This window comes from Methylorubrum zatmanii (assembly GCF_014845115.1).
Taxonomy (GTDB): Bacteria; Pseudomonadota; Alphaproteobacteria; order Rhizobiales; family Beijerinckiaceae; genus Methylobacterium; species Methylobacterium zatmanii.
On the sequence record NZ_NKUI01000369.1, the window covers coordinates 1 to 841 of the forward strand.

General features: G+C 54.3%; 1 protein-coding gene. It reads left to right on the forward strand.

Annotated elements, in window-relative coordinates; genetic code table 11:
* Positions 1-642, forward strand: a 642-nt coding sequence (locus MZTS_RS24795) for a formyltransferase family protein (RefSeq protein WP_192285987.1), incomplete at its 5' end; no start/stop codon positions are given.
* Positions 643-841: the final 199 nt, after the last annotated feature.

An 841-nucleotide genomic window follows, 5' to 3' on the forward strand; every position in this document is an offset into this window, starting at 1 on the left:
GGGATCAATATCGATCTCGTTTGCTGTCCGTTCGGCGATTCGGCCCTTCCGCGTCTCAAGAAACTGGGCGTGCCTGTCCTTGAATCGAACGACCCGAACGTCGATCTCTTGCCGCATCTGAACTCACGCGAAGACAGTCAGTTATTTTCCCTTAACAACAAGCGCATTCTGACCGACGCTATCCTGAAATCCGGCCCGGAATGTTTCAATATCCACAACGGCCTCGTTCAGAAATATCGCGGTCTCGCCGAGATTTGTATCTTCGCCGCTCTATGTAACGGCGAGGACCGATACGGTGTGACATTGCAGAAACTTCTGCCGAACCAGAAGGTCGATGCAGGTCCTATCTTGGCGCAGCGCGCCTTTCTCCTTAACAATGGCGATAGTTTCCATCAAGTGATGAAGCGATCCCTCGATTGCTGTGTTGAAATCTTTAAAGACAATATCGTCGATATAAGCAAAAATATTTACGATAGTTACTATGTTGAGGTATCTCAGCATGCTTATTCATACAAGGATATTGGGCGTCTCTGCGCAGGCGCAGGTCCGGATCGCTTCTCGAAGGCCTCAAATCTCGGCCCATACAGGGCTTTTTTCCCTCGCCTGATGGCCGCCGTCTCCGCTGTCGAATTCGGAGGATGACAGCAGGAACGACCGACGCTCGTGCTGCGAAATCCGGGCCCGATCCTGTGCGCGCGCCGGAGGGGTCATCCCGACAGAACCGACTCGTCGCCCGACTTCAGGCGAGATCTGCCCGAATTCCGGTCGGGAGACGCGGCGCATTGCGCCTCCGGCACCTGGGTGATAACGCCGATTCAGGGCGTCATCCCAAATCCGGTTG